Annotated in this window: 4 protein-coding genes; 2 read left to right on the top strand and 2 right to left on the bottom strand. The window is 69.2% G+C overall.

Annotation, left to right across the window (positions count from 1 at the left end):
- Positions 1-282: 282 nt before the first annotated feature.
- Entirely contained in the window at positions 283-1,338 is a 1,056-nt protein-coding gene (locus G6020_RS04670; RefSeq protein ID WP_347237834.1) for a peptidoglycan recognition family protein, read from the top strand.
- A 264-nt stretch (positions 1,339-1,602) separates the two neighbouring features.
- Complete coding sequence (locus G6020_RS04665; RefSeq protein ID WP_182609830.1) at positions 1,603-2,760, top strand: glycerophosphodiester phosphodiesterase family protein; 1,158 nt, start codon at positions 1,603-1,605, stop codon at positions 2,758-2,760.
- A 114-nt stretch (positions 2,761-2,874) separates the two neighbouring features.
- Here the strand turns inward: G6020_RS04665 and G6020_RS04660 are convergent, their stop codons facing one another.
- Positions 2,875-3,306, bottom strand: a complete 432-nt coding sequence (locus G6020_RS04660) for a phage holin family protein (protein ID WP_179524337.1) — start codon at positions 3,304-3,306, stop codon at positions 2,875-2,877.
- Between the two features lie 6 nt (positions 3,307-3,312).
- Positions 3,313-4,569, bottom strand: a 1,257-nt coding sequence (locus tag G6020_RS04655) for an aspartate aminotransferase family protein (RefSeq protein WP_182609829.1), incomplete at its 5' end; no start/stop codon positions are given.

Here is a 4,569-nt window from a genome sequence, read left to right as displayed (position 1 = left end):
GACCGAGTGGGGCCCGGGCGCGCGTGGCCAGTGACCGAGTAGGCCCGTGGCCCGGCGTCGGGCCCGCCGATTCCCCCTAGTAGAGGCTCCGGATACGCCTCATGAACCTCACTCGCCACATGTATCACTTCGGTAACGTAGGTCTCGATTTGGTTACGCCGAGCGCGTAATGTGGCCGTCGATCGCGCCGATATGCCAGGCGTCAGTTTCTGCAGTACAAGTCTGGAGTACACCCTTATGCCCGTTTCACGCCGTGGGTTTCTCACCGCCGCGTCAGTCGGGGTGGGCGTCGCAGTCGCCTCCTCCGTCCGTGGCCCCCTCGCCGGGGCCAACCCGTTCGACACCGGTTCCCTCGGCATGGCCCAGGACCTGCTCAAGTCGGTCCCGACCGGCAGCGGGATGATCCAGCCGAACGGCCCTCTCGGCTACGTGGGGGTCACTTTCCCCAGCGCCGAGGAGATCGCCGGCCGGATCCGGTTCGCGTTCCCCGACGGCTCGGTGGGCGACTGGCTCCCGCTCGAGGCGATGGACTCCGCCCCGGACAGCGGCAGCACTCCCGCGTCCGATCTCGTCGCCGCGCCGCAGGGGTCCGTGGGTTACGAGGTCGACGCTCCCGCCGGCGCCCGTGCCACCGCGTTCGACGACGGCCGGGCTGCACCGCGCAACTACAGCCTGGGCAGCGTCGGAACGCTCGGCCTGCCGATCATCCCGCGGGCGGCATGGGGCGCCGGTGACGTCTCGGGGAACCGCTGGGCACCGCAGTTCCACCCGGCGCAGGCGATCACGATCCACCACACGGCCTCGCCCGTGGGACCGGACCGCGCCGCGAGTGTGCGCGCGATCTACAACTACCACGCCAACACACTGGGCTGGGGCGACGTCGGGTACCACCTGCTCATCGACCCGGAGGGCCGGATCTACCAGGGCCGCGGCGGAACCGTCGGCGGGACCCCGGTCTTCCAGGTGCCTCCGGTCGCCGGCATCGCTCCCCCGGTGGTCACCGCGGGCCACACGGGCGGCGTCAACAACGGCAATATCGGGATCTGCGTGCTGGGCGACTTCACCGGAGCGCCGCCGACCCCCGCTGCCGTGGGCGCGACCATCGACTGCGTTCGTGCCCTCTGTTCGGCCACGGGCATCAACCCGCGCGGCGGCATCACCTACCGCAACCCGCAGGGCGGTGCCACGCGCAACATGCCGGCCGTCTCGGGCCACCGCGACTGGGGCGGGACCGCCTGCCCGGGCAACTCGTTCTACCCGCAGATGCAGTTCATCCGCGACACCGCCGCGCGCGGCTGGTCCCCGAACGCGATCTCCTCGGCCGCCTTCGGCTCCTGAGCGTCGTCTGACGGACCCACCTCTCCCATCGAGAAGAGACTTCCGCACACCCCCACTCGGGCGATGTGTTCGGAACGCTCTTCTCGTGTGTGGGGTGGCTCGTGTGCGGGAGGGTGGCCGATCACCGCCGAAGGGCTGTCCCAGCCGTCATCCTGCGTTCACCCCGGGTCGAACCGCCCGTAGACGGCGCCGCATAACGTCACGCCGGCAAGTGGCACCCGGGACTCCTCCCGGCATGCCGACACCACTTCCGGCGAGGTTCCCATGCTCATCACACGTGCCCTCTTCACGGTCGGCGCCACCGCCCTCGGCTGTCTCCTCACCGCCTCATCCTTGACGGTGGCCACCGCGGCGACCGGATCACTCGGCGGGGCGACGGCGGGCTCACTCGGCACCGACGCACCGGCGGGTTCACTCGGCGCCCTCGGTTCGCTCGGCGCCGGAGCGCGTGACTTCGATCTCCAGGCACACCGCGGCGGCGTGGGGCTTCATGTCGAGAGTTCCCCGCAGGCCTTCTCGGCTGCACTCGAACTGGGTGTGAGCACCCTGGAACTCGATACCCAGGTCACCGCCGACGGCGCGGTGGTGGTCACGCACGACCGACGCCCCCGGGCCGACGTCTGTCAGGACACCGCGCCTGTCGTGGAGGGCGATCCGATGTTCCCCTACATGGACCACTACATCCACCAGCTCACGCTCGAGCAGGTCAGGACGCTCGATTGTGGTTCGCTCCGTCGTCCCGGTTACCCCGACCAGCAGACCCACCCGGGCGAGAGGATGATGCTCCTCTCCGAACTGTTCGACCTCGTCAAGGCCCACGGGGCCGACGGGCCGGACGGGGTGTGGATGAACATCGAGACCAAGGTGGAGGCCGGAGCCCCGGACCAGACCGCACCGCGCGAGGTGTTCGTCTCAGCGGTGCACGAGGAGATCACGAACTCGGGTCTCGAGCAGCAGATCACCGTCCAGTCGTTCGACTGGGGCGCACTGATGGCGATGCACGAGCTCGCCCCGAGCCTGCCGCTCGTCGCCCTGACGAACCACGACTTCCTCGGCATCGACTCCGGGGCTCCCTCGCCGTGGCTCGGGGGGATCGACATCGCGGACTTCGACGGTGACGGCGTCGCCGCCGCAGCGTCCATCGACGGGGTGGTGGCCTATTCGCCGGTCGCCACCTACCCGGACCAGAGCTGCACGGTCGGCGAGAGCGCCTGCCGGGCGTACGTCACGGAGGAGATGGTCCAGAGCGCGCACTCGCACGGGCTGTGGATCATCCCGTGGACGGTGAACAACGTTCCGACCATGGAGTACCTCATGGACATCGGCGTCGACGGGATCATCACCGACTACCCGAACCTGCTCCGGGACCTCATGGCGGAGCGGGGCCGGGCGCTTCCGCGGCAGTACGCCGCCCAGAGGTGAGCTGACCCCGGGGCCGCCGCACCAACGAGAAGAGCGTTCCGCGCACCTGCCTCTCGGCGGACGTGTGCGGAACGCTCTTCTCGTGCGATGGCCGGGCGGTGCGGCGGCCGCGCCTCAGTCGCGGGCGCGCGTGGGGATCACCATGCCGAGCACCCAGTTGACCAGTCCGATCACGATCGCCCCGAAGAACGCCGCCCAGAACCCGCTCACCTGGTACTCGGCACCGAACAGCTGGAACGTCGTGGTGACCCAGCTGGTGAGCATGAGCATCAGCGCGTTGATCACCAGCAGGAACAGCCCCAGAGTGAGGATGGTCAGCGGCAGCGACAGCAGCTGCACGATCGGCTTGATCACCGCGTTGATCAGCGTGAACACCACGGCCACGATGAGCAGCGCCGCGATGGTCGGCACGCTCACCTCGTTGTCGATGGCGCCGGCGTCGATCCCGGCGTCTCCGGCGGTCTCGTACAGGGAGATCCCCGGCACGATCAGAGTCGCCACCCACAGGGCGACGGCGTTGACGATCAGGCCCAGTACCAGCGCCATGTCCGGTCAGCTCCCCACATAGGAATCGGCCACATCGAGTGCGCGGTCGAAGATATCGAGCCCCGCGTTCGCCTCGTCGGCCGTGATGATGCAGGGCGGAACGATGTGGAATCGGTTGTAGTTCATGAACAACAGCACGCCGTCGGACTTGGCGGCGGCGAAGGTCCTGGCCATGGCCTCCGATGTCCCACCGTAGGGGGCGAGGGGCTCGCGTGTCTCGCGGTCGGCCACCATCTCCACTGCCCAGAACACTCCCAGGCCGCGGACCTCGCCGATCGACGGGTGCTTCTCGGCGAGCTCGCGCAGGCGCGGGCCGATCACGTCCTCGCCGATCGTGCGGGCGTTCTCGACGATCTTCTCGTCCCGCATCAGGTTGATGGTGGCCACCACGGAGGCGCAGGCGAGCGGGTGCCCGGCATAGGTCAGTCCACCGGTGTAGGGGGTGTTCTCGAAGGAGGCGGCGATCCGGTCGTGCAGGATCACCCCGCCGAGCGGGACGTAACCGGAGTTGGAGCCCTTGGCAAAGGTGATGAGGTCGGGGGCCCAGTCGTCGTCTCCGGACCGGAAGTTGTCCAGGGCGAGCCAGGCGCCGGTGCGGCCGAAGCCGGACATGACCTCGTCGCAGATCATGACGATCCCGTACTTGTCGCAGATCTCGCGCACACCGCGCAGGTAGTCGGCCGGCGGCACCATGATCCCGACCGTGCCGGGCACCGACTCGATGATCAACGCCGCGAAGTGGTCCGGGCCCTCCAGCGCGATGAGCGAGTCCAGGTGCTCGAGCGCGCGGTCGCACTCCTGCTTCTCGTTCTCGGCGTAGAACTGCGACCGGTACAGGTAGGGCGCGTGGAAGTGCACGGCGCCGGTGTTGCCGTGGTCGTTGGCCCAGCGGCGGGCGTCACCGGTGAGGTTCATCGAGGTGGTGGTGGCGCCGTGGTAGCTGCGGAACGCCGAGAGGGTCTTGTGCCGACCGGTGTGGCGGCGCGCCATGCGGACGGCGTGCTCGACGGCCTCGGTGCCGGCGTTGGTGAAGAACACGCGGTTCATGCCGGCGGGTGCGACCTCGGCGACCAGCCGGGCGGCCTCGGCGCGGGCGGCGTTGGCGTGCGCGGGGTTGATGGTGCACAGCTCGGCGGCCTGGTCCTGGATCGCCTTGACCACCACGGGGTGCTGGTGGCCGATGTTGGTGTTGACCAGCTGCGAGGTGAAGTCGAGCAGGCGGTTGCCGTCGCCGTCGGTGAGGTGGCAGCCCTCTGCGGCGGA

The sequence above is a fragment of the Dietzia sp. B19 genome (genome assembly GCF_014145155.1).
GTDB lineage: Bacteria > Actinomycetota > Actinomycetes > Mycobacteriales > Mycobacteriaceae > Dietzia > Dietzia natronolimnaea.
Note: the sequence above shows the minus strand (reverse complement) of the source record. Positions and strands in the feature narration are given on the sequence as shown.